This is a genomic window from Nocardia amikacinitolerans NBRC 108937, assembly GCF_001612615.1.
Taxonomy (GTDB): Bacteria; Actinomycetota; Actinomycetes; order Mycobacteriales; family Mycobacteriaceae; genus Nocardia; species Nocardia amikacinitolerans.
This window is the reverse complement of sequence record NZ_BDAU01000021.1, coordinates 92,103-116,121: the sequence shown is the minus strand read 5'-3', so window position 1 is coordinate 116,121 and position 24,019 is coordinate 92,103. Positions and strand designations below refer to the sequence as shown.

The window sequence follows — 24,019 nt, the reverse complement described above, 5'->3', positions numbered from 1 at the left end:
GGCGCGATGTTCAACGGCGTGAAGGCGGTGACCCGCAAGGTGCAGGAGTTCATCGCCGCCAACTGCGCGGCGCCCAACGCCTACCCGAAGCTCGAGCTGGACGAATTCCCGATCGAGCGAGTCGAGCTGCCCGCGCCGCTGATCGACCTGGCCAACGCCCTGGTGCGCGCCGACGGGACCTGCACGCCGATGGCCGAGCTCACCACAGCCGCGCTGGTCGAACGCACCAGGGCCTACCTGGACGCCGCCGCTCTGCCGCTGGACCGGCCCGCGATGCACGCCGCCGCCGACTCGCTCCAGGCCTCCCTCGGCGAGAACCGGGTCGCCGAGCTGGCGCTGCTTCGCCGCACCGAGGAACTCGGCCCGCTGGTGCACGCCATCGACTACGGGCCGCTGACCTTCCTGACCAATCTCGGCTTCAGCCTCTACGAGGGCCGCGCGCTGAACACCGTGCCGCTCGCGGAGGTGCGCGTCGAGCACGCCTTCGACCTGGCGACGCTGACCCTGGACGTCACCAGCCTGCTGCTGACCGCGGGCAATATGGCGCTCGGCTTCACCGGCGTCGGTTCGAGCGTGACGACACCGCTGTCGATCATCCAGACGCTCGCCTTCTCGCCCGCGACCTATGGCGCGCCGATCCTCAAAGGGGTCATGCAGTCCATGTGCGCGGTCTGAAGTTGGTTCCTCGCAGGGCCTTCATACGCTTCGCAGAGGGTGCAAGGGCCGCGAAGCGTACGGAAGGTCTGCGAGGCCGGGGTCGACGATGGGCGTGGTCAGGCGGGGAAGCCGACATCGAGTTCGTCGTGGACGCGCTCGGTGTACATGCGCCAGTAGTGTTCGCCCAGTTCGTCATTGGTGATGCGAGGGATTTCGACGCCGGGCGGTACGAGTTCGGGGTGTTCGTCGACCATACGTTCGGCCTTGCTGTTGCCGATCAGTGCGCCGATGTTGAGCAGGCCGACGTAAACGCCGGTGCCTTCAAGCTCGGCATGCAGCTGACGGACGTAGGCGCGTTGTGCGGCGAGGACGATGCCGAAGTTGGCCAGGTAGGGCAGCAGGTGGCGTTCGGAGGAGCCAGAGGAGAACAGCAGTGCGCCGTCGCCGCGCTCGATCATGGCGGGGGCCAGCGCGCGGGTCAGCAGGATCGGCGAGTGCAGTTTCAGCGCGATCGGAACGGCGAGGGCGGCCACGTCCACTTCGAGGGTGGACGGGGTGCGGGCGGAGGGATCGGCGGCCGCACCGTGCATCGCGACATCGATAGGGCCGAGGGTGGCGGTGATGTCGTCGACGGCGGTCTGTAGTTCCCGTGCGTCGGTGATGTCCGCGGTGAAGGCGGCGGCCTCGATGCCCTCAGCGCGGAGCCTTTCGGCGTTGCGATTCGCGCCTTCCCCGTCGCGGCCGACGACGGCGACGCGGAAGCCCTCCTTGCCGAAGCGCCGCGCGGTGCCGACGCCGAGGCCCGGTCCGTAGCCGAATATCGCGAGGGTCCTGGTCATTTCACCCGTCCTGATTAAGTTGAGCAGTGGTTCAAGTTTCATTCGAACGACCACAATAACTTGAACCCATGCTCAACATATTCCCGAATTTGTAGGATCGGCCCGTGCCCGAGGACAAGCCGCTACGCAGCGACGCACGCCGCAACCGCGACGCGCTGGTGACGGCGGCGCGGCAGGTGTTCACCGAGCGCGGGCTCGACGCGCCGCTCAAGGAGGTCGCCGCCAGGGCGGGTGTCGCGATCGGCACGCTCTACAACCGCTTCCCCACCCGCGACGACCTCATCGCCGCCGCCGTCGAGGACCGGCTCGAGGCGGGCAGCCGCATCGCCGAAGAGGCGCGCGAAATCGACGACCCCTGGGACTCTTTCGCCTACCTGGTCGAAAAGGTCTGCGAACTCCAGGCTTCCGACCGGCTGCTCAGCGACCTCGCCCTGCGCGCCGCTCCGAGCCCGGCCGTCGCCCGCGCCCAGGAGTACGGCCACGGCCTGATGCGCGAAATCATCAGCCGCGCTCAGCGAGCGGGTGTCCTGCGCACCGACTGGGTGCTCGAGGACATCGCCTTCATCACCTGGTCGCACACCCGCGTCCTGGAAGCCACCGCCCACATCGCACCGGACGCCTGGCGCCGCAACCTCGCCCTCACCCTCGACGGCCTCCGCGCCCCCGCGGCCCACCCCCTCCCGGTCCCCCCGATCACCGAAGCCCAACTGATGCAGGCGCTTCGGAAATAGCGGCGGCCGTTTCCCCCGAACCTCGGCTGACACCGGCCTTCGGGACAGCTACTCCTGCGGCAGCCGGTTGTAGCGCTCGATCGCCGATTTCGCGGTCGAATCGTCGCGCAGCACCAATTCCCAAGGGCCGGTGTTGATATCGAAGTCCTTGCCGAAACCGACCCACTTCCCGGCCATCCGGCGTCCGGTCGGCTCGACGAGCAGCTGAATCGCGCCGTGGTAGCGCGCGCCACGGTAGTAGCCGTCGGGCGCGGTGCGCTCGGTCCAGGTGCCGGTGACGACGGTGCCGTCGACCTCGAGGTCGACCGCCATGTGCGTCTCGGCCGATTCCGGCAGGCTGCGGGCGGTGAGCCGGTTGCCGTGCTGGAGCACTACGACGTAATGCGAACCGGTGAATGTCTCCCCGCGCCCCGAGCTGAAGTACTCGTAGCGGGACAACCAGATTCCCGAGTAGTTGGGGTGTGCGCTCGGCGCGCTGCGTCCGGCGCGCCCACCCTCCGCCGAAGCGATCCCGGCTGCCGAAAGCTGCACGTCGTGGCCACCTTCGCCGTCCTCGACGACGCGCGCGGCGAGGGAGACGCCGAAGAAGCCCAGTGCCTCGATCGGCAATCCGGTGACTCGCTCCAGCGCCCGCGCATGCGACGGCCGCGGCGTCGTGGTCGTCCCTGACTCCCAGCGCTGCACCAAACGCTTTGTCGCACTGACACATCCGACCTCGCGCAGCGCGCGCGCCAAGTCGTCCTGACTCATCAGCAGCCCCATCCGAGCCGCCCGCAAGGCCGTGTTGGGTGTCGCGTTCACGCGCTCAGTGTAGGGCCGCGGGCTCGGTTATGACTCCGAAATGACGCCTTCTACGGACCGCAAAGACGCCGCCGATGTCGTCGCGCCGAAGAACGCTCCAGCGCGACCCTGGATGCATGTTCGAACGACTGAAGATCGGAGCCTGGGCGATCGTCGACAGCGACTGCCCGATGCGCATCCTCTGCGCCGAGGAGGACGACGTGACCGTGGTATTCGGCGACGGCCGAGACGATTTCGAACTGCTGCTCACCACCGACGCGCTGCGCGCGCTCGTGCGGCTGGGGTCCGAGACGATCGCCCGGATCGACGCCGGGTGATCCGCTGGAATCACTCGCTGCCGTGAACCGGTAGCGAGTGATTCCAGGGTCGCGCGACTGCCGTCAGGTCGGCGTCGCGTTCGGGTCGAGCGCGGGCTGGGTTCGGTGACTCAGCCTTTGAGGCCGATGATCGAAAAGTACGCGCCCTGTGGATCTCCCAAGACCGCGAAGCGGCCGACGGGGATGTCGGTCGGGGGAACCGAGGTCGTCCCACCCAGCCGGGATGCTCGGGCCGCGGACTCGTCGCAGTCGGACACCGCGAAATAGACCATCCAGTGCGCCGGTAGATCGGCAGGCCACTGCTCGTTCATCTCGACCATGCCCGCGATGGACCGGCCGCCGACCTTCCATTCGGTATAGGTGGTGTCGCCGAACTCGCTCGTCGTGCCCTCCCAGCCGAACACCTCGCCGTAGAAGTTCTTGGCGGCCTCGATGTCGCGGCAGTTGAGTTCGCTCCAGCAGTAGGTGTTCGGCTCGTTCACCATCCCCGCGCCCTGGAACGCGCGCGGCTGCCAGGCGCTGATCACCGCGCCGATCGGATCGATGAAGACAGCCATCCGGCCCTGATCGGGGATATCCATGGGCTCCATCAGCACCTGCCCGCCCGCGGCCTGCACGGCCTTGGCGGTCGCATCGACGTCGGTGACGCTGACGTAGCTGTTCCACGCGGGCGGCTGGTCGTCCCCTGTCGTCGGCATCGCGGCGGCGACCTCGTGGCCTTCCGCGCCGCCCAGCGTGAACATGGTGTAGCCGCCGTACTGCGGATCCGGCGAGGTGTTCGCCTGCCAGCCGAACAGGTCTCCGTAGAAGGTTTTGGCGGCTTCCAGGTCGGTCGTGGCGAGATCGACCCAGCAAGGTACCCCTGGTTCGTACGAGCTCAACTGCGGCATGACGCGGCTCCTCTCGAGTCTCGACGGTGACCGACTCTCGGCCTGCGGAGCCGGCACCGCAAAGCCTACGTAGTCCGCGCCCCGCGATGGGGCGATCCGCAGATCGCCGTCAGTAGTACGGGTACGGCGGCTGACCGTAAGGCGGGGGTGGATATGCGGGAGGGTAGGCGGGTTGGCGGCGGGCGGCGATCCAGCGGCCCGTCGGGCTCGCGATCGAGAGGCCGAAGATGCTGCCGGACAGGAGGAGTGGCAGCGTGCCCGCGATACCACCGATGGCGACCAGGACGAGCGCGCCGAGCAGGGCGATCGACGACAACCCGATGACGATGACCCGCCCCGCGGTCTGCCGCATGAACAGCAGCAGCGCGCCGAGCAGCCACAGCATCGCGATCAGCGCGCCGACGCCGATGCCGATGAACGCGGCGGGCTCCACGTCGTTGTCCGGGTCGAGCGCCTCGACCAGGCCGATGCACACGCCGACCGAGCCGAGCAGTCCGACGAGCGTCGACAGCACCGCGGCGGTGATGGCGGTCGCGCCGCTCGGCGGGGGTGTGTACCCGTACGGCGGATACGCCGGATAACCCGGACCTGGATACATGTCGAAACCCCCCTCGTAGCTGCGCCGTGAACTCTACCGCCCGGGAGCCCCGATACTCGACTCCAATTCCGCCAAACCGCTTGCGCCACAGACCGTGTGGACGCTTCACATAGGCACCGCCTGTGTGAGACGTGAACGAGTTATGTGGGACGGCTCGGCGAATTGCGGTTCAGCAGGATCGCGAGGATCGAGATGATGGCGGGGAGCGCCAGACCGGTGAGGTTCGTGAGCAAATCGCTGTGCACCATGGCTGTCACCGTGCCGACAAGACCGGCGGTCGAGGTGGCGATGTCCACAGCGAGACCGCCTTCCTCGGCCCAGTGGATGCCGTACTCGGACCGGTAGCCGCCCAGCGCGGCGAACACTCCGGCGACACCGACAACCGTCCAGACGCCAGCGGACACGAGCACCGTGAAGCCGCCGTCCTCGTCGCCGCGGACGGTCAGCACCGCGCCGTAGCCGAGCGCGCACACCAGCAGCAGCGTGCCGAGCGCGGTCGAGACCGCGAGCGAATTGTCGTATCGCCCCGGATCGGGGAAGAAACCGAATGCCAGCACGAGCAGTCCGACCAGGTTCGCTGCCGCGCCGATGGCCGCGAACAACGCCACCGCGGTCGCGAGCGCCCCGACGGGCTCGGACCGCCGCGCGGCCGAACTCTCCTGGCTCTGGAGCATGCGTCTTGTCCCTCCGAATTCGTCGGTCGAACACATAAAGTATGCGCACGGACTGCTCCGCGCGCGGCGATCGGTCAGCGCCGCGACCGGCCGGTGCGCTCGCCGGGCGCGGGCCACGAGATCGCACCGCGCGTACGTAATCCCGCCCGCTTCAAGCGAACCCATGATCATGCACGCGAAAGCGCCCGCACGCGAATCCGCGTGCGGGCGCTGGGTTTTCACCGCCGAATGGACACTCGCCCGCCGATGGCCCCGATCATGGCCGGTGCTACAGGCGGAGGCGCCTCATCGCAGGTTGGCCTCCGCGTACGCCTTCATCGCGTCGCGGACGAAGGCGGCGGTGCCCTCGCCGTGCACGTCGTAGTTGACCGCGAATCGCGGGTCGGTGACGTACATTTCGCCGAGTCCGATGAAGGCGTCTGCCGTCACCGGCCGCCCCTGCCAACCGTCGCCGACCCAGGCGTGGTGCCGGGTGACGATGGCTTGGACCTCGTCGCTGTCCACCGGAAGCCCGGCGGCGTGTGCGCGACCGAAGTCCGCGGCGATGTCCAGCTGGGTCTGCTGGAAATCCTTCTTCTGCTGGTCGGTGAGCGACCGCCACCAGCGGTCACCGTTTTCGTAGGCCTCCTTGCCCCAGCGTTCGATCACCTCGTCCTTGTACTGCGTGTGGTCGAACCCGTCGAAAACCTCTGCGGCCACGAGTTGTTCACCTCTTCCCGTCTTTTGCAGCGTGGTGTGCACCGATTCGATCTGGCGTCGGATCCGATCCTGTTCCTGCCGAAGCAGTTCCAGGTGCGTACGCAGCGCGGCCGCGGTGTCCTGTTCGCCGGCGAGCACTTCGGCGATGACCGGAAGGCCGAGGCCGAGTTCCCGCAGCAGCAGGATGCGTTGCAGCCGCACGAGGGAGTCCTGGTCGTAGTAGCGGTACCCGTTGGCGCCGATCCGGCTGGGCGGCAACAGCCCGAGCTGCCCGTAGTGGCGCAGCGTGCGGCTGGTGGTACCGGCCGCCTTCGCCAGATCCTGGATGGACCACTCGCCTGCCCTGGTGCCCGCGGTCACGACCTGGGCTCCTTCCTTCTCTCGTCGGTGAAACCAGTCTGCAAGTTGACGCTACGTCAAGGTCAACCCGCTTTTCTCAGCTCTTCGCACCCACCAGAATGCGCGAATCGCCGGTCGTCCGCCCGTCCTTTTCGGCGTCCTCGGTCACGACATCGCCGACCGTCTCGCCGCCGACCTCGACCGCCAGCCCTGGCTGATCCGCCGTGCCGACCTCGACTGGCTGATCCGCCGCGCCGAGCTCGACCGCCACATCGACCTTGGCGGCCCCGACCTCCGCCACCTGCCCGACCTCGGCAACCCCGCGGTCGTCGGGAACTGCGCCGCCCAACTCAGCAGTCGGACCGCTCTCGGCCGGAACCGAGATCTTCGCTGCCCGAACCCGCGCGGTGGTCTGCCCGAGCAACGTCCCGCCCAGCGCGATCACCATGCCGAGAATCTGCAACCCGGTGAGCGCCTCCCCCAGCGCGACCCACCCGATGACCGCCGCCGACACGGGGCTGAGCAGTCCGAGGAACGCGACCGACGTGGCGGGCACCTTCGCGATACCGCGCAACCACAGCCAGTAGGCCGCCGCGGTGCCGATCACGCCGAGGTAGAGGTAGCCGCCGACGGCGCGGCCGTCCATGGCGGGCGGTGCGCCCTCGATCAGCGCGGCGAGCGGGAGGATGAACAGGCCGCCCGCGGTGAGCTGCCAACCCGTCATGGCCAGCGGGCCGACGCCTGCGGGCCGCCCCCACCGCTTGGTCAGCACGGTGCCGAGCGCCATCGAGGCCGCGCCGACGAGTCCGGCGATCACGCCGATGGTGTCGAGTTGCGCGGTGGCGCGCAGCACCACGAGCGCGACGCCGAACACGCCGATCACACCGGCGAGAACCTTACGGCCGGTTGGCTTTTCGTTCAGCACTCCGGTGGCGAAGACCAGGGCGAACATCGGCGCGACCGCCCCGAGCACCCCGGCGACGCCACCGGGCAGCCGGTAGGCGGCGAGGAACAGCAGCGGGAAGAACGCGCCGATGTTGAGCACGCCGAGCGCAGCGGCACGGCCCACCCACATTCCCCTGGGCAGCGTGCGAGTGAGGGCGAGCAGCACGAGCCCGGCGGGCAGCGCGCGCATCAGCGCGGTGAAGAGCGGACGGTCCGGCGGCAGGAACTCGGTGGTGACGGCGTAGGTGGAGCCCCAGACGATCGGGGTGAGGGCGGTGAGCGCGAGGGTTCCCGCGTAGGGGTTCCGCGCCGCGGTGGTGATGGACATGTCGGTCGCTCCTCATTGATAATCTCAACGTTGAAATATCTACTCCTGCCGGTGTCTCATCGTCAAGTAGATGAACGTTGAAATTCTTAGGACAGAGAGGAGTCGCCGATGGGCGACGCAGTCGACCTGATCACCGAGGCCTGGCACCGCGAGCGGCCGGACGTGGACGTCTCGCCGATGCACATCATCGGCCGAATCACTCGCCTGTCGCGGGTCCTCGAGCAGGACCTCAAGCGCTTCTTCGCCGGTCACGGCCTGGAATTCTGGGAATTCGACGTGCTCGCGACGCTGCGCCGCTCCGGCGGCGAGGAGGGACTCACCGCGGGCGCGCTGAACCGCGCCGCGATGGTCACCTCGGGCGCCATCACCAACCGCATCGACCGGCTGGCGGCCAAGCGCCTCGTCGAACGGATGCCGTGCCCCGAGGACCGGCGCTCCGTCCGGGTTCGCCTCACCGTCGAGGGCAGGAAGCTCGTCGACGAACTACTGCCGCTGCACGTCGCCAACGAACAGCGCCTGCTCGACGCCCTCGACACCCAGGATCGCGACCAACTGGCCGCCCTGCTGCGCCGCCTCGCCGAGTCGTTGGGCGACACCGCGCTGGACTGATTCCGACGGGAAGCTCCTCAGAGGCACGCGGGCATCGCGCCGAACACGCGGGACCGGAAGCCTGTACCGCACCGGCCGATCGGTGAATCTCGGCGGTCCTCGTAAATGCTTGCGGCACAAGCTTGGACGCACGCCACATCGGCCCGATTCGTGTGCACTCGCCGATCCGCCCGACCGTCGGAACGCTTGCGAAGGCACCTGCGGACCTCGGGCCGATCAACGCATGCGAGGGGTCAGCGGTCGCCGAACACCTCCTCGAGAGACGGCACCGCGACACCCGGGTTCGGAACCTGGCCCGACTCCGGCGTTCCCGGCTGCGCTGCAGGAACTTGCCGCGCCGCCGCACCCGGCAGCCCCGCCGGACCGGCAGGCGCCTCCGCGCCGGACAAGCCCGCCGCACCGGCAGGCGTCGCACCGGGCAACGCCGACTCCGACAGCGCGCCGCCATCCGATGGCACGACCCCCGGCTCCGGCGGCGGCGTCGGGGTGCTCGACGCGGGAGTTCCCGAATCCGTCGGCGCTCCTTCGTGAATCGCCGTGTCGGGCACCAGCTGCATGAGCGTCGTGAAGTCCACCACCTGCGCACCGAGCGTCGGCGTCGCGACGATGACGCCGTTGGTGAACAGCCGGTAGGTGCCCGCGCGCTGCGGAAGCAGCATCTCCGGTCCGAGCGGCGCGCCGAGCGAGCCCGACTCGCCGCCGACACGCTGGTACTCGAGCTCGATCGCCGACGGGGTCGACGCGGCCCTGGTGCGCGGCTCGGTCCGCGGATCCGTCGGCGGACGGCCGATGGCGAGCTCCGCGGGCGTCGGACCCACTTCGAAGGCGTAGATGTCGGCTGGTTCGCCGCCGTCAGGCGCGGCGGAATACTCCGAGCGCAGGATGTGGCCGTCGCGCAGCAGGACGGTGCCCGCGGTGGACGCGATGGCCGCGGCGGTGCGCGGATCCTCTTTCGCCGTACCGGGATACACCTGACAGTCGGTGGTGTCGCAGGTCTGCGCGTACGGATACCTGCGCTCGGCGAGCGCGTAGGAGCGGGCCGCGATGGCCTGCGCGCGCAGCGCCTCGCCCGCACCCTTGTCGACCCAGTTCGCCTGGACCTCGGCAGGGACGACGCCGAGCAGATAGTCCTCCACGTCGACGCGGTTGACCGTGCGCGCTTGCCCGTTCTCGGTGGCGACGCCGAGCGAGCCGCGATAGGCCGTGCCGCCGCAGAGCGTGAGATGTTCGGCCGCGGGCCGGTTCGGCCTTGGGTCGAGGGGATAGACCCAGGGATCGGAAGTGGCTGTCTGCCAGAGCACTTCGCCATCGCATCCGGCGGTGATCACCACGTTCGCGCCGCCGTCCGGCAGCGGGGTGAGGTGGGCGACGTGGCCCGGCGCCACCGCGCGGCCCGCAACCCGGAAGCCTGCCTCGGCGTAGGCGTCGAGGGTGGAATCGTCCTGTTCCATGAGCCGCACTGCCAGATTCGTCGGCGGGATGGTCCCGAGTGTCGCGCCCGGGTAGTAGTGCTCGAGTATTCGTTCGGCGAGCCAGCCCTGCTGGGCGCTGTCGAAGGCGCCGTGCTGGCTCATGCCCCGGCCGTGGCCGGGGCCGACGAGCGGTCGGATGGGCGCGTCGCCGGGCCAGCCGCCGAGCACGACGGCCGTGCCCGCCAGCACCGCGGCACACCCGGTGACGAGCACCGGCCTCGGCGAAATCGGGGCGGGCCGAATTCTGTTCCGTACTTTGAAATGCCGCCTGGTCTGCACTTTTTCGGTCCCCCGCGCTCTCCGACTGTGGTGCTGAGTGCGTCGCATTCGTATCTCCCACGGTTTTCCAGGACCGGATCAGTCGGATACCTGTCGGCATGTCGTGCCGTCCGGTCGCATTTAGAGAGCTACATTCGAGCAATCACGTGTTCTAATCCTCAACAAGAGGTTTAGATATGTGACAGATGTGAACTAGTGTGATCGTTGATGCATCAGGAAGCAAGCCTGGTTTTCCGCACCTGATCACCGGTTCGACCTGATTGGAGATGCTCGTGCCGTACCGCAAACCGAAGCGTTCCTACGTGCTCCCGATGGTGACCACACTTGCGGTTGCGGCCCCGCTCGCGACGCTCGCGCAGGGCGATTCGACCGACTACCGCACGGCCAACGACGCCGAGCTGGCCGCCGTGCCCGCGCAATTGGCGGAAGTGATGCTCACCCAGGCGCCCGACATCACGCTCCCGCTGCGCGAACTGACCGGCCTCGACCTCCCCGACCTGCGACTATCCGATTTACGAATGCTGCCGATCCCGTCGAGCATTCCGATACCGGATGGCCTGCCGTTGCCGCCGGGCGTGCAGCTGCCGAAAGAAATCCCGCTCCCCCGTATCGGCCAGGGATCGCCCGACGCCCCGAAACCCGGATTCACCGCGCCGACCACCCATCCCCCGCTCCCTGGACAGTCCGCGCAGGCAGCGCCCCTCCCGGGTCAACCCCGGCCCGCAGCGCCCCTGCCAGGCCAAACCCCCCAGGCTCCCGCGCAGCCCATCCCCGGCCAACCGGTCCAAGCACCGGCGCAGGCCGAACCCGGCCAGACCGCCCCCGCGCCCGCGCAGCCCAGCCCCGGCCAATTCGGTCAAGCACCAGCGCAGCCCATCCCAGGTCAGGCGGTCGCGGCACCACAGCCTGCACCAAGCCAGTCCGCGCCCGCGGCCGCACAGCCCGCGCCCGGCCAAACCGTCCAGGCACCAGCGCAGCCCGAACCCGGCCAGACCGCCCCCGCGCAGCCCAGCCCCGGCCAAACGGGCCAGGCCCCAGCGCAGCCCACACCGGGCCAGTCCGCGCCCGCGGCCGCGCAGCCGGTACCGGGCCCTTCTGATCCCGCGCTCGCGCAACCCGCGCCCGGCCAGTCCGTCCAAGCGCCAGCGCAGGCCGAACCCGGCCAGACCGCCCCCGCGCAGCCCAGCCCCGGCGAGCCGGTCCAAGCGCCGGCGCAGCCGAACCCCGGTCAATCCGTCCCCGCGCCCGCGACGCCGAGCCCGGTGCCGCAGCCCGGCGTGAGGTTCATCGCCGATCCGGCCGACCTGCCGGAAGGCACCACTCCCGACACACCCGCGCTGACGCCCGGCGCACTTCCGCCCGAGCTGATCGACCAGGTCGGCGCGCAGGTGAAGGAGCTGTCCAGGGAAACACCGTTCAGCGTCGTCGCGCTCACCGCGCGCGATCTGGCGAACACGAGGGCGATGGTCCGGGCACGCCAGCCCAACGGCACCTGGGGACCCTGGTACGAGTCCGAACCCATCGACACCCGGCGCAACGACCGCGCTCCGGCCGACGGCACCGCGGGCACCGAGCCGATCTACGTCGGGAACACCACCGCGGTCCAGATTCTGGTCACCCGCAAACCTGCTGCTACGCAGCCGCAAACTTCCAGTGGCGCACCGGGAGCCGGTCCGCTGCAACCGACCCCGGCCGCCGCGCCGAGCGACAACGATCCGGCCCAGTTCACACCGCCGTCGCTCACCGCGGTCCTGATCGATCCCGGTCGCGGCGCCATCGACGGCGCGCTCAACAACGTCGCGAACGCGCTGCCGGGCGGCGGACCGAACGTGATCACCCGATCCCAGTGGGGCGCGGACGAATCCATCCGCTGCGACGAACCCACCTACGACGACGGGCTCGGTGGCGTCACCGTGCACCACACCGCGGGCCGCAACGACTACAGCAAGGCCGAATCGGCGGGCATCGTCCGCGCGATCTACACCTATCACGCGCAGACGCTGGGCTGGTGCGACATCGGCTACAACGCCCTCGTCGACAAGTACGGCCAGATCTTCGAGGGCCGCGCCGGCGGGTTGGATCGCCCGGTGCAGGGCGCGCACGCGGGCGGGTTCAACGAGAACACCTCCGGCGTGGCGTTCATGGGCAATCACGAGTCGGAGATTCCGTCCGACCAAGCGGTGACCGCCGTCGGCAAGTTCATCGGCTGGCGGGCGAGGATCGCGGGCCTGGATCCCAAGGGCCACACCACGATGTACTCCGAGGGCACCGAGTTCACCCCGTACGCGCAGGGCGAGGCCGTGCGCCTGCCGATCGTGTTCGCGCACCGCGACGTCGGCAACACCAGCTGCCCCGGTGACGCCGCCTACGAACTGATGGACCGGATCCGCGACATCGCCGCGGGCGTCTCGGCAGGCTCGCCCGCACAGCCGAGTCCCCAGGCGCCGCAACGCACCCAGTCCGATCTCGCGACGCTCGCCGCGCTGACGGCCAGGCTGCTGAGCATGGTGAACGAGAACATCATCGCCAAGCACTACTCGGCGAAGGGCGGTCCCGACGGCCCGCTCGGCCAAGCGCTGTCCGAACCGCTGCCCGCCGCGCAGGGTCAGCAGTACGCCAGGTTCGCCAACGGCTACGTCTACACGGCGCCGGACGGTCAGGTCGTCGAGGTGATGGGCGCGATCCTGGATCGCTTCCTGCAACTCGGCGCCGACTCGGGCATTCTCGGCCTGCCGCTCACCAACGCCTACCCGGTGCCGGACGGCCTTCGCTCGGACTTCCAGTACGGCTCACTGATCCTGAACCAGCTGACCGGCATCGTCACGACGGTGTGGAAGACCTACAACGAGACGTATCAGCAGGAGATGCGGCGCAACGAGGGTCAGGAAGTCGCCGCACCGTTGCCGCCCCACCTAGGTCCGGCGGGGCCTAAGGATGGTCCGGCAGGTCCGGCAGGTCCGGCAGATCCGGCAGATCCGGCAGATCCGGCAGATCCGGCAGATCCGGCAGATCCGGCAGATCCGGCAGATCCGGCAGGTCCGGAAGGCCCGGACGGTCCGGCGGGCTCGGCAGGTCCACAAGACCCGGCGGGGCCTCCGGGACCTCCGGGACCAGTCGGAACCCCCGCCCCAGCCGGGCAGTAGCTTCCACACCCACGCTCGCTCGACCTCCGCAGCGGCATCCCGCCTGGGCGGCAGCTTCCACCGCGAGTGGCGCATGGTCTGTGACGACAGCCGGGACCTGCCGTTCTCGTCCCGCGCGTGCCGTTCTCGTCCCTCCGCGCGGTGCGGGTGCTCGGCGAGCTGAAACCCGCTCAGACCCACCAACGTTCGAGCACTTGCGCCACGCCGTCCTCGGCGTTGGTCGCGGTCACCTCGTCGGCCGCGGCCAACGCCTCCGGGTGCGCGTTGGCCATAGCGACGCCGTGCCCGGCCATGGCGAGCATCGGGACGTCGTTGGGCATGTCTCCGAAGGCGATGATCGTCGAGTGCTGCACGCCGAGCCGCTGCGCGACGGTGGCCAGCCCGGACGCCTTGGTCACGCCGGGCGCCGAGAGCTCGATCAGCCCGTGATCGGTGGAGTAGGTGATGTCCGCGCGATCGCCTATGAGCGGCGCGAGCACCGCGCGCATATCGCCGCTGAGCGCACCGCGCAACCGGATGAGCATCTTGATCGCGGGCGTATCGATCACCTCGTGGCGGGCGACGGCGGTGTCGTCCGGGTTCAACCAGGCGTGCTCGTACTCCGGCGAGCTGACGAACTGGGGCGTCGCCGCGTCGTGCGCGCTGGCGCCGATGCGTTCGGCGGCGAGTCCGCAGCCGGGCAGTGCTCGTTCGGCGAGATCGGCGATCCAGGTCAGCGTCTCGACATCGAGGGAGCGGCTCGCGAGCACCCGGTCCGATGCGCTGTCGTAGATCACCGCCCCGTTGCCGCAGACGCACAGCGGCGCGAAGCCGAGACCGTCGACCACCGGGTCGATCCAGCGCGGCGGCCTGCCGGTGGCCAGCACGAACGGCACGCCGTCGGCGATCAGCGCGGCGACCGCGGCCTTGGTGCGGGCGGTCACGCGCTCGTCGTGATCGATCAGTGTGCCGTCCACATCGGTGGCAACCATCTTCGGTTTGGGCAGGTGCAGGCGTGTCACCTCTTCCATCCTGCCGGAAAACCGTCTCGGCGCGGTCGCGGTCGACGCGGGTTCCCCGGACATGCCGGAAAGATGTGTGGCACGCGCGTCGGCGGCGGCGTCCTTATGATCAGGGGCTAACACTCGAATGCCGGCCGAGCCGGCTGGAGAACCAGAGGACTGATGACCGGCTTCCTGCTACGACGCGCGCTCAATTATGTCGTGCTGTTGCTGCTGGCTTCGTTCCTGACGTTCAGCCTCGCGTCGCTGACATTTCGGCCGCTGGACAGTCTCGAACAGCGCAACCCCCGCCCGCCGCAGGCGGTGATCGATGCCAAAGCCGAGGAATTGCATCTGAACGATCCGATTCCGGAACGCTATATCACCTGGCTGAAGGGCATACCGAGCGGCGATTTCGGCACCACGCTCGCCGGGCAGCCGGTGAGCGAGGAATTGCCGCGCCGGGTCGCGGTGAGCCTGCGGCTGCTGATCATCGGTTCGCTGGTCGGCACGGTGCTCGGTGTGCTGATCGGCGCGGCGGGCGCGATTCGGCAATACAAATTCAGCGATTACTTCACGACGGTGGTCTCGCTGCTGATTCTCAGCACACCGATATTCCTGCTGGCCACGCTGCTGAAATACGGCGCGCTGGAGATCAATTCGGCGACCGGCTCGCAGATATTCCTCTATACCGGCGAGACCTCGGCCAGCGCGATCGAGGGCTTCTGGCCGCAACTGGTCGACCGGCTCCAGCACCTGGTGCTGCCGACCGCGGCGCTCGCGCTCGGCGGCATGGCCGGATACAGCCGCTATCAACGCAACGCGATGCTCGACGTGCTGGCAAGCGATTTCATCCGCACCGCCCGCGCCAAGGGTCTGACCAGGAACAAGGCGCTGTACAAGCACGGCCTGCGCACCGCGCTCATCCCGATGGCCACCCTGTTCGCCTACAGCCTCGGCGGCCTGATCACCGGCGCGACGTTCACCGAGAAGATCTTCGGCTGGCACGGCGTCGGCGAGTGGCTCGTCGATTCGATCAACGCCCAGGACCTGTACGTGGTGGTGACGGTGACGGCGTTCGCCGGTCTGGTCGTGCTGGTGTCTGGCCTGCTCTCCGACATCGTCTACGCGATTCTCGATCCACGGGTGCGTGTGGGATGAACCCGCGTGACCACGGGGTTCTCATCAGGGGGAGAACGGCATGACCGAAGCCGAGATCATCGTCCAAGGCGCGCCCGAGGTCGCCGCGGCCGGGCGGCGCAAGCTGGTGCTGCGGCGTTTCCTGCGCAACAAGCCCGCGGTCGCGGGCGCGGTCGTGCTGGTGCTGCTGTTCGTCGCGAGCTTCGCGCTGCCGCCCTTCCTGCCATGGGACTACCAGCAGATGGACTACACCGCGCTGCTGAAACCGCCGAGCGCCGAACATCCCTTCGGCACCACCCAGATCGGCCAGGACGTGCTCGCGCAGACCCTGCGCGGATTGCAGAAATCGCTGATCATCGGCCTGTGCGTGGCGATCATCTCGACCACCATCGCGGCGACCGCCGGCGCGCTCGCCGGTCTGCTCGGCGGCTGGACCGACCGGGCCATCATGTGGTTCGTCGACCTGCTGCTCGTGGTGCCGAGCTTCATCATCATCGCGCTGTTCGCGCCGCGCACGAAGGGCAGCGGTTCGATCGCGCTGCTGATCGTTCTGCTCGCGGTGTTCGGCTGGATGATCAGCGCGCGCATCGTGCGCGGTCTGACGTTGAGCCTGCGGGACCGCGAATTCGTCAAGGCCGCACGGTATATGGGCGCGCCGACGCGCACCGTCATCGTCAGCCACATCGTGCCGAACATCGCCTCGATCCTGATCATCGACACCACGCTCACCGTCGGTTCGGCGATCATGGCCGAAACCGGCCTGAGCTTCCTCGGTTTCGGCGTGCAGCCGCCGGACGTCTCGCTCGGCTCGCTGATCGCGGCGGGCACCAAGTCCGCGCTGACCTACCCGTGGCTGTTCATGTTCTCCGGTGGCCTGCTGATCATCACCGTGCTGTGCGCGAACCTGGTCGGTGACGGCCTGCGCGACGCGTTCGACCCGAGCGCCAAGCGGGCCCGGTCGCGCAAGAAGGAGAAGACAGAGGCATGACCGCGACCGCAAATTCGACAGCCCCGCTGCTCGAAGTCTCCGATCTGCGGGTCTCCTTCCCCAGCGAGGAGGGCCGCATCGATGCCGTACGCGGGGTGAACTACAGCGTCGCCGACGGCGAGGTGCTCGCGATCGTCGGCGAATCGGGGTCAGGCAAGTCGGTGTCGTCGCTGGCGGTGATGGGTCTGCTGCCCGAGCAGGCACGGATCAACGGCTCGATCCGGCTGCGCGGCCGCGAACTGCTCGGCCTCGGCGACCGGGAGTTGTCGCGGTTGCGCGGCAGCTCGATCAGCATGGTGTTCCAGGACCCCCTCTCCGCGCTGACCCCGGTGTACCGGGTTGGCGATCAGATCGCCGAGGCGCTGCTCGCGCACGGCGCGATGGGCAGGAAGGAGGCCGCCGAGAAGGCGGTCGAGCTGCTGGAACTGGTCGGCATCGATGACGCGCAGACGCGCGCCAAGGCGTTCCCGCACGAGTTCTCCGGCGGCATGCGCCAGCGCGTGGTGATCGCGATGGCCATCGCCAACGATCCGGCGCTGATCATCTGCGACGAACCGACCACCGCACTGGACGTCACGGTGCAGAAGCAGATCCTGAATCTGCTGCGCAAGGCGCGCGACATCACCGGCGCGGGCGTCATCATGATCACCCACGACATGGGCATCGCGGCGACGCTCGCCGATCGCGTCGCGGTGATGTACGCGGGGCGCATCGTCGAAACCGCAACGGCGAGCGCGTTGTTCAACGCGCCGCGGATGCCGTACACGGTGGGTCTGCTCGGCTCGATCCCGCGCATGGACGGGCCGCCGCGCCGCCCGCTCATCCCGATCGTCGGCGCGCCGCCCGCCATGCACGCGCTGCCGCCCGGCTGCTCGTTCGCGCCGCGCTGCCCGATCTCGATCGACGACTGCCGCGCCGCCGAGCCGCCGCTGGAGATGACCGATCCCGGCCACGCCGCCGCCTGCATCCGCACCGAGGAGGTCGGCACGCAGGGGCTGTTCGAGGCGTACCGCTCCGAGATCGAGGAGCCCGAGGCCGAGGCGGAGACCGACTCTCGCGTGGTGCTGCGGGTCACCGACCTGGTCAAGACCTTCCCGATCACCTCGGGCGTGGTGTTCCAGCGCCGCAAGGGCGAGGTGCGCGCGGTCGACGGGATCAGCTTCGAGGTGCGGGCCGGGCGCACGCTGGCGCTGGTCGGCGAGTCGGGGTCCGGAAAATCCACAACGCTCACCCAGATTCTGGACCTGGTGCGGCCGCAGTCGGGCACCATCGAGATCATGGGCCGCGACGTGTCCACCCTGACCAAGGCCCAGCGGCGCGAGATCCGGCGCACGATGCAGATCGTCTTCCAGGATCCGACCGCCTCGCTGGACCCGCGCCTGCCGATCTTCGACGCGCTTGCCGAACCGCTGCGCATCGACGGACGCCCGCGCGCCGAGATCGCTCGCCGGGTGCCGGAACTGCTCGAGCAGGTCGGTCTGCGTCCCGAGCACGCCGACCGCTATCCCGCCGATTTCTCCGGCGGCCAGAAGCAGCGCATCAGCATCGCGCGGGCCCTCGCGCTCGATCCGGAGTTGCTGGTGCTCGACGAGCCGGTGTCCTCGCTGGACGTCTCGATCCAGGCCGGTGTGCTGAATCTGCTGCGCGATCTACAGACCGAGCGCGGCCTGTCGTATCTGTTCGTCTCGCACGATCTCTCGGTGGTGCGCAACCTGGCGCACGACATCGCGGTGATGTATCGCGGCAAGATCGTCGAATCCGGGCCCGCCGAGCGGATTTTCGCCGAGCCGAGCCACGAGTACACCCGCAGGCTGATCGACGCGGTGCCCGTGCCGGTCGTCAGTCGATAGTCAGGAGGACAGCATGCGGAGTGGAATGCGATGGATCGCGGGCGCGGTGGCGGTCGGGTTGATCGCCGCCGGGTGCGGTACGGCCGACGACGACTCGGCAGCGGGTCTGTCCGACGCGCTCGGCACCACCAGCGACATCAACCCCAAGCCGCGCGAGGAGATCCGCGAGGGCGGCAATCTCCGGCTGGCAACCACCTCGTTCCCGGCGAACTGGAACACCCTGTCCAACGACGGCAACGAGGGCGAGATCGCCGAGATCGAGCGCCCGATGATGCCGCGCGCGTTCAACACCGACGCCGCGGGCGAATTGTCGATCAATCACGACTACTTCACCGCCGTCGCGCTGACCAGCACCGACCCGCAGCAGGTCACCTACACCATCAATCCGAAGGCCTTCTGGTCCGATGGCGCCCCGATCACCTGGGAGGACATCCGTTCCCAGGCGAACGCGCTCAGCGGAAGGGACAAGCGCTTCCTGATCGGCATCACCAACGGTTTCGAGTTCGTCGAGAAGGTCGAGCGCGGCGTCGACGACCGCCAGGCGATCCTCACCTTCAGCCATCCCTACGCCGAATGGCGCGGCCAGTTCGCGGGCAACGGCGTGCTCTTCCCGAAATCGGTGACGCAGGACCCGGAGTCGTTCAACAACAGCCTGGTCGACGCGATGGGTCCGACCGCGGGCCCGTTCCAGGTGCAGTCGACCGACCGCGGCCAAGGCCGGATCGTGTTGGGCCGCAATCCGAACTGGTGGGGCGAGCGGCCCAAGCTGGACACCATCACCTACTCCGTGCTCGATCGCAGCGCCTGGGTCGCCGCGTTGCAGAACAACGAGATCGACGCGGTCATGCTCAATTCCATCGATGACGTGAAGAATGTCCGCGGCACCGAGGGCCTGGTGGTGCGCCGCGCGCCGGGTAATCGCTGGCGGCACATCACGTTCAACGGCGCGCCCGGCTCGATCCTCGCCGATCCGGCCGTGCGCGTGGCCATTTCGAAGGCGATCGATCGCCAGGGCATCGCGACCGCCACCCAGAACGGCCTCGTGGAGAACCCGCGACCGCTGAACAACCACGTCTACCTGCAGGGTCAGCGCGGCTACCAGGACAACAGCCTGCCCTACGATCCGGCCGCGGCGGCGCGCGAACTCGACGCGCTCGGCTGGAAGCTCAACGGCGACGTCCGCGAGAAGGACGGCCGCAAGCTGATCATCCGCGACGTGATGTACAACGACGCGCTGTGGGTGCAGATCGCGCAGATCATCCAGCAGAACCTCGCGCAGATCGGTGTCGGCCTCGTCATCGACACCAAACCGGCCGCGGGCTACTTCACCGACGTCATCCAGCCGGGCGATTTCGACGCCGCCCAGTTCATTTTCCAGGGTGACGCCTTCCCGCTCAGCAGCATTCGGCAGATCTACTACTACGACCCGAACGACCTCCAGGGCAACTTCGGTCGCATCGGATCGCCGGAACTGAACGCGCTCATCGAGCGCACCCTGCGCGAGCTGGATCCCGCCAAGGCCGTCGAACTGGCCAACGAGGTGGACCGCAAAGTGTTCGAAGAGGGGCACTCGCTGCCGCTCACCCAGTCGGACGGCAGCTGGGGCGTCCGCGCCGAGGTGGCCAACTTCGGCTCGCCCGGCCTGTCGTCCTACGACTACACCAAGATCGGATTCGTGAAATGACCGCAGCAATTCATTCTCGTCGTCGCCTCGGCCTAGGGGTGGCCGCGCCGGCGCTGGCCATCGCGCTGCTGCTGGCGGGCTGTGGCGCGGGCGCCGATGTGCAGTCCGGCTCGAGTTCGATCGGCACCAGCAACGACATCAACCCCCGCGATCGCAGCGAGTTGCGCGAGGGCGGCAACCTGCGCTTGGCGCTGACCGCCTTCCCGGAGACCTTCAACTCCTCGCACGTGGACGCCTCGGGTGACGTCGGCGATGTGGTCGGCTGGATGCTGCCCGGCACGGTGAATTCCGACGCCGCGGGTGAATTGACGACCGACACGAACTATTTCACCGAGATCGAGCTGACCAACACCAATCCGCAGCAGATCACCTACACGATCAACCCGAAAGCGGTGTGGTCCGACGGCGCTCCGATCACTTGGGAGGACCTCCGCTCGCAGGTCAACGCGCTGAACGGCCGCGACACGGCCTACCAGGTGCGCGCGACGCAGGGCTACAGCCGGGTGGAGAAGGTCGAGCGGGGTGTCGACGATCGGCAGGCGATCGTCACCTTCGGTAAGCACTACGCCGAATGGCAGGGCCTGTTCAACCCGCTCTACCCGAAGGCGTCCACCGAATCGCCGGATTCCTTCCAGAACTGGGCGCGCAACACCCTGCCGATCTCGTCCGGTCCGTTCCTCATCGACTCGATCGACCGCGCCCAGCAGCGCATCGTGCTGAAGCGCAACCCGAAGTGGTGGGGCGACACCCCGAAGCTCGACACCGTCACCTTCAGCGTGCTCGACTACTCCGCCCGCATCTCGGCCCTGCAGAACAACGAGCTCGACTACGCGACCGTGTCCGGCATCGACGAGGTGAAGACCGCGACCAACTCGCCGGGCATCCAGGTGCGCCGCGCCGCCGCGCCGCGGTTCTCGCACTTCACCTTCAACGGCGCGCCGGGCTCGCTGCTCGAGGACGCGCGGCTGCGGATCGCGATCGCCAAGGCCATCGACCGGCAGGGCATCGCCACCGCGACGCAGAACGGCATCGTCGACAACCCCAAGCCGCTGAACAACCACATCTACCTCAACGGCCAGAAGGGCTACCAGGACAACGCCCAGTCGGTGGCCTACGACCCCGAGGGCGCCGCGCGGATACTCGACGAACTGGGCTGGAAGCTCAACGGCGACGTGCGCGAGAAGGACGGCCGCAGGCTGGAACTGCGCAATGTGATGTACCAGCAGGACACCTGGGTGCAGATCGCGCAGATCGCGCAGCAGAACCTCGCCGCTGTCGGCGTGAAGATGACCATCCAAACCTTCCCCGGCAACGGCCTTTTCACCGACGTGATCGATCCTGGCAACTTCGAGATCTGCCAGTTCACCTGGTCCGGCGGCATCCTGCCGCTCGGCGCGCTGCCGCAGATCTACGCCTACGACCCGAACAACCGGCTCAGCAACAAGGGCCGCGTCGGCAGCCCCGAATTGAACGCGCTGATCGAGGAGACGATCTCCGAGCTCGACCCGAACAAGGCCATCGAGCTGGCCAACCGGGCCGACAAGATGATCTTCGACATGGGCCACTCGGTGCCGATCGTGCAGTCGCCCGGCACCGTCGCGGTGCGCGCTGACCTCGCCAACTACGGCGCGTTCGGCCTGGCCTCCGCCGACGCAACTAAGGTCGGGTTCACGCAGTGATGTGACGATCAGGCCGACGCGGAAGGACCAGCTCGATGCGGATACGTTCCTTGACCACCAGATTGGCGGTGCCACTCGCCGCGTTCGGCCTGATCCTCACCGGTTGTTCCGACAACGGCGCCGTCGCGCCCGGCACCAGCACGATCGGCAGCACCAACGACATCAACCCGGTGGACCCGAGCCAGTTGCGCGACGGTGGGAATCTGCGGTTGGTGCTGAGCTCGTTCCCGGAGAACTTCAACGTGCTCCAAGTGGACGGCGGCACCGAGAGCGGCGCGATGGTGGCGGGACCGACCATGCCCGCTCCGTTCGTCAGCAACGCGGCGGGCGAGCTCTCGGTGGATCACAACTTCTTCACCGACGTGCAGCTCACCAACACCAGCCCGCAGCAGGTCACCTACACCATCAATCCGAAGGCCGTGTGGTCCGACGGCAGCCCGATCACCTGGGAGGACCTGCGTTCCCAGGCGAACGCGCAGAGCGGGAAGGACAACGCGTACCTGGTCTCGGCGCTGAGCGGCTTCGACCGGGTGGAGAAGGTCGAGCGCGGCGTCGACGACCGGCAGGCGATCGTCACCTTCAGCCAGCCCTACGGTGAATGGCGCGGACAGTTCAGCCCGCTCTACCCGAAGTCGGTCACCGCGACGCCCGAGGCGTTCAACACCGCCAACCGGGACGGGCTGACGCTCAGCTCGGGCCCCTTCGTGATCAGCAACATCGACCGCGCGCAGCAGCGAATCACGCTGAGCCGCAACCCGCAATGGTGGGGCGACACCCCGAAGCTGGACACCATCACCTTCAGCGTGCTCGACCACACCGCCTGGCTGCCCGCCATCCAGAACAACGAGCTCGACATCGCCTACATGTCCGGCATCGAGAACGTGACGGCGGCTCGCAACGCGGCGAACGTGGTCATCCGGCGCGCGCCGGAGCCGAGCTGGTCGCATCTGACCTTCAACGGCGCGCCCGGCTCGCTGCTGGAGGACCCGCAGCTGCGGATCGCCATATCCAAGGCCATCGACCGGCAGGGCATCGTGACCGCGGCGCAGAACGGCGTCGTGGAGAACCCGAAGCCGCTGAACAACCACATCTTCATGGCCGGCCAGAAGGGCTACCAGGACAACGCCGCGCCGATCTCCTACGACCCGGCCGAGGCGGCCCGGATGCTCGACGAGCTCGGCTGGAAACTCAACGGCGACGTGCGCGAGAAGGACGGCCGCAGGCTCGAGCTCCGCGACGTGATGTACCAGCAGGACGCCTGGGTGCAGACCGCGCAGATCGTGCAGCAGAACCTGGCCGCGGTCGGCGTGAAGCTGACCATCCAGACCGTGCCGGGCACGGGCCTGTTCAAGGACGTCATCGATCCTGGCAACTTCGACATCGCCCAATTCAGCTGGGGCGGTAGCGCGCTGCCGCTCGGCGCGTTGCAGCAGGTCTACTACTACGACCCGAACAACCTGATGGGCAACAAGGCCCGGATCGGTTCGCCGGAGCTCAACGCTCTCATCGACAAGACCATCGCGGAGCTCGACCCGGACAAGGCGATCGAGCTGGCCAACCAGTGCGACCAGATGATCTTCGCCGAGGGCTATTCGATTCCGCTGCACCAGGCTTCGGGCACCTACGCGGCGCGCGACAACCTCGCCAACTACGGCGCGTTCGGGTTGGCAACGCCGGATTACACGAAAGTCGGCTTCCTGAAGTGAGTTCGAGGTCGGCTCATCCGCTGGCCTACCCGATCGGCGTGACGCTCGGCGCCCTCGCGGTCTGTGCCGCGTGGGCGCCGTTCGCCACGGTGGACCAGTTGGCCGGGTTGGCGACGGTGGCGCTGGGGATATCGGGCTACACCGGGATTCGGCTTCTGATGGCCTTCGGGGTGCTGTCCTGCGGGTTGCCAGGGGCGGGGGGTTTTCGGGTCGCGCGGGTTCGGCAGCAGCACCGGTTGGTCAGTCGATCGTGGTTGGAGGTCATCGGTCCGGCCGGTGCGCGACGGTGGTTGCCGGTGTTCTTCGATCCGGCGCTCGTCACGTTTACGGAGTCGGCGGCCGAGTTCGACGGGCGTGTCCTTCGCGCGGGGGATCTGCGGCTGTATCCCTCGGGGCGGGCGCGGGATACGGAACCGCCCGGGCGGCTCGTCGACAATCCGAGTCGGCCCGATCCGGACGCGCCCGTGCTCGCGGCGAGCCGGGTGACGCGCCGCCTGCTGTTCGACGTTCAGCCCGCCGTTGCCGCGCCCTTCGCCGCGCTGCTCTGGATCTATGTCGATGGTGGGGGGCTCGTCACCTTCGTCGGGGCGCTGTGCGTCGCGGCCGCCACCGCGACATGGCTGGCTGCTATTCGCGGGTCCGACCCGAGCTAAGGATCTGCACGCTTCGCA

The 24,019-nt window shown here is 68.4% G+C and carries 21 protein-coding genes; 12 read left to right on the top strand and 9 right to left on the bottom strand.

Annotation, left to right across the window (positions count from 1 at the left end; translation table 11 throughout):
• Positions 1–6: 6 nt before the first annotated feature.
• Positions 7–675: a hypothetical protein gene (locus NAM01S_RS36620; protein WP_067786595.1), complete on the top strand. Its 669-nt coding sequence runs from the start codon at positions 7–9 to the stop codon at positions 673–675.
• A gap of 98 nt (positions 676–773) precedes the next feature.
• Here the strand turns inward: NAM01S_RS36620 and NAM01S_RS17685 are convergent, their stop codons facing one another.
• Positions 774–1,538: an SDR family NAD(P)-dependent oxidoreductase gene (locus tag NAM01S_RS17685; protein WP_084483026.1), complete on the bottom strand. Its 765-nt coding sequence runs from the start codon at positions 1,536–1,538 to the stop codon at positions 774–776.
• A gap of 62 nt (positions 1,539–1,600) precedes the next feature.
• On the opposite strand from NAM01S_RS17685, the gene NAM01S_RS17680 reads away from it, so the two are divergent.
• On the top strand, positions 1,601–2,227 hold the full coding sequence (locus tag NAM01S_RS17680) for a TetR/AcrR family transcriptional regulator (RefSeq protein ID WP_067786592.1): 627 nt from the start codon (positions 1,601–1,603) through the stop codon (positions 2,225–2,227).
• A gap of 48 nt (positions 2,228–2,275) precedes the next feature.
• Here the strand turns inward: NAM01S_RS17680 and NAM01S_RS17675 are convergent, their stop codons facing one another.
• The gene (locus tag NAM01S_RS17675; RefSeq protein ID WP_157107777.1) at positions 2,276–3,028 is read right to left on the bottom strand and encodes a helix-turn-helix transcriptional regulator; all 753 of its coding nucleotides are present in this window, start codon (positions 3,026–3,028) and stop codon (positions 2,276–2,278) included.
• Positions 3,029–3,144: 116 nt separating this feature from the next.
• Between NAM01S_RS17675 and NAM01S_RS17670 the strand changes: the two genes are divergently transcribed.
• Positions 3,145–3,345, top strand: coding sequence for a hypothetical protein (locus NAM01S_RS17670; protein WP_067786590.1), 201 nt, complete (start codon positions 3,145–3,147; stop codon positions 3,343–3,345).
• Between the two features lie 110 nt (positions 3,346–3,455).
• On the opposite strand, the gene NAM01S_RS17665 is transcribed toward NAM01S_RS17670, so the two are convergent.
• The 5 genes from NAM01S_RS17665 to NAM01S_RS17645 all read right to left on the bottom strand — a co-directional run bounded on the left by NAM01S_RS17665 (position 3,456) and on the right by NAM01S_RS17645 (position 7,818).
• Positions 3,456–4,235, bottom strand: coding sequence for a VOC family protein (locus NAM01S_RS17665; protein ID WP_174554819.1), 780 nt, complete (start codon positions 4,233–4,235; stop codon positions 3,456–3,458).
• Positions 4,236–4,344: 109 nt separating this feature from the next.
• Complete coding sequence (locus NAM01S_RS17660; RefSeq protein ID WP_067786588.1) at positions 4,345–4,833, bottom strand: hypothetical protein; 489 nt, start codon at positions 4,831–4,833, stop codon at positions 4,345–4,347.
• A 140-nt stretch (positions 4,834–4,973) separates the two neighbouring features.
• Entirely contained in the window at positions 4,974–5,507 is a 534-nt protein-coding gene (locus NAM01S_RS17655) for a hypothetical protein (protein ID WP_067786586.1), read from the bottom strand.
• A gap of 285 nt (positions 5,508–5,792) precedes the next feature.
• Positions 5,793–6,566: a MerR family transcriptional regulator gene (locus tag NAM01S_RS17650; RefSeq protein WP_067786584.1), complete on the bottom strand. Its 774-nt coding sequence runs from the start codon at positions 6,564–6,566 to the stop codon at positions 5,793–5,795.
• Between the two features lie 76 nt (positions 6,567–6,642).
• Positions 6,643–7,818: a DMT family transporter gene (locus NAM01S_RS17645; protein WP_253798918.1), complete on the bottom strand. Its 1,176-nt coding sequence runs from the start codon at positions 7,816–7,818 to the stop codon at positions 6,643–6,645.
• A 108-nt stretch (positions 7,819–7,926) separates the two neighbouring features.
• Here NAM01S_RS17645 and NAM01S_RS17640 point away from each other — a divergent pair, with 108 nt between their 5' ends.
• A complete protein-coding gene (locus NAM01S_RS17640) occupies positions 7,927–8,427 on the top strand; it encodes a MarR family winged helix-turn-helix transcriptional regulator (RefSeq protein ID WP_067786582.1) in 501 nt (166 codons plus the stop codon).
• Positions 8,428–8,660: 233 nt separating this feature from the next.
• Here the strand turns inward: NAM01S_RS17640 and NAM01S_RS17635 are convergent, their stop codons facing one another.
• Entirely contained in the window at positions 8,661–10,112 is a 1,452-nt protein-coding gene (locus NAM01S_RS17635; RefSeq protein WP_067786580.1) for a SpoIID/LytB domain-containing protein, read from the bottom strand.
• Between the two features lie 332 nt (positions 10,113–10,444).
• Here NAM01S_RS17635 and NAM01S_RS34095 point away from each other — a divergent pair, with 332 nt between their 5' ends.
• Positions 10,445–13,321, top strand: coding sequence for an N-acetylmuramoyl-L-alanine amidase (locus tag NAM01S_RS34095; protein WP_253798921.1), 2,877 nt, complete (start codon positions 10,445–10,447; stop codon positions 13,319–13,321).
• Between the two features lie 170 nt (positions 13,322–13,491).
• Here the strand turns inward: NAM01S_RS34095 and NAM01S_RS17625 are convergent, their stop codons facing one another.
• Positions 13,492–14,331, bottom strand: coding sequence for a Cof-type HAD-IIB family hydrolase (locus NAM01S_RS17625; RefSeq protein WP_067786578.1), 840 nt, complete (start codon positions 14,329–14,331; stop codon positions 13,492–13,494).
• Between the two features lie 153 nt (positions 14,332–14,484).
• Here NAM01S_RS17625 and NAM01S_RS17620 point away from each other — a divergent pair, with 153 nt between their 5' ends.
• From NAM01S_RS17620 to NAM01S_RS17590, 7 genes are read left to right on the top strand one after another with little or no spacing between them, the layout of a single operon-like run.
• Entirely contained in the window at positions 14,485–15,462 is a 978-nt protein-coding gene (locus NAM01S_RS17620; protein ID WP_067786576.1) for an ABC transporter permease, read from the top strand.
• A gap of 40 nt (positions 15,463–15,502) precedes the next feature.
• Positions 15,503–16,429, top strand: coding sequence for an ABC transporter permease (locus NAM01S_RS17615; protein ID WP_067786574.1), 927 nt, complete (start codon positions 15,503–15,505; stop codon positions 16,427–16,429).
• Positions 16,426–18,279 carry an ABC transporter ATP-binding protein gene (locus NAM01S_RS17610; RefSeq protein WP_067786572.1) on the top strand — a complete coding sequence of 618 codons (1,854 nt, stop codon included), beginning with the start codon at positions 16,426–16,428 and terminating at the stop codon, positions 18,277–18,279. Before NAM01S_RS17615 ends, NAM01S_RS17610 begins: the two co-directional genes overlap by 4 nt.
• A 13-nt stretch (positions 18,280–18,292) precedes the next feature.
• Positions 18,293–19,963: an ABC transporter family substrate-binding protein gene (locus NAM01S_RS17605; protein WP_067786570.1), complete on the top strand. Its 1,671-nt coding sequence runs from the start codon at positions 18,293–18,295 to the stop codon at positions 19,961–19,963.
• Positions 19,960–21,642: an ABC transporter family substrate-binding protein gene (locus NAM01S_RS17600; protein WP_067786568.1), complete on the top strand. Its 1,683-nt coding sequence runs from the start codon at positions 19,960–19,962 to the stop codon at positions 21,640–21,642. The genes NAM01S_RS17605 and NAM01S_RS17600 overlap by 4 nt, the downstream gene beginning before the upstream one ends.
• 35 nt (positions 21,643–21,677) lie before the next feature.
• Positions 21,678–23,348 (top strand): ABC transporter family substrate-binding protein, encoded by a 1,671-nt coding sequence (locus NAM01S_RS17595; RefSeq protein WP_067786566.1) that lies wholly within the window; start codon positions 21,678–21,680, stop codon positions 23,346–23,348.
• Positions 23,345–24,001 carry a hypothetical protein gene (locus tag NAM01S_RS17590; protein ID WP_253798923.1) on the top strand — a complete coding sequence of 219 codons (657 nt, stop codon included), beginning with the start codon at positions 23,345–23,347 and terminating at the stop codon, positions 23,999–24,001. Before NAM01S_RS17595 ends, NAM01S_RS17590 begins: the two co-directional genes overlap by 4 nt.
• Positions 24,002–24,019: the final 18 nt, after the last annotated feature.